This window comes from Methanoculleus sp. UBA208 (assembly GCF_002498065.1).
Taxonomy (GTDB): Archaea; Halobacteriota; Methanomicrobia; order Methanomicrobiales; family Methanoculleaceae; genus Methanoculleus.
Genome location: NZ_DAFZ01000024.1, coordinates 16,330 through 16,595, shown reverse-complemented (window position 1 = coordinate 16,595; position 266 = coordinate 16,330). Strand labels below are relative to the sequence as shown.

1 pseudogene is annotated in these 266 nt (G+C 68.4%); it reads left to right on the top strand.

The features are described 5' to 3' along the window. Positions 1–266: pseudogene (locus BRA62_RS01910) on the top strand (PrsW family intramembrane metalloprotease); the annotation flags it as partial.

Genomic DNA, 266 nt, shown 5'->3' with positions numbered 1-266 from the left:
GCAGGTCGGCCCCCCGGCGAATGCCCGGGTCCCCCCCTCCCCCTCCGGCCCGGTCGAGGCGGTGACCCTCCCGCCGTCGGCCATGCCGGTCTCCGAGGACGACCTCCGGGAGCACCTCGCGGAGGCAGGGAACGATCATCCCTTCGAACGCTATACCGGCATCGTCTCGGGCGATTCTGCGATGGACAGGTTCCGGACGCCGTCGGAGTTTTCCCCGCAGCTCCCATTCGACGCGATCATTCTGGTCTTCGTCTTCATCTTCCCGC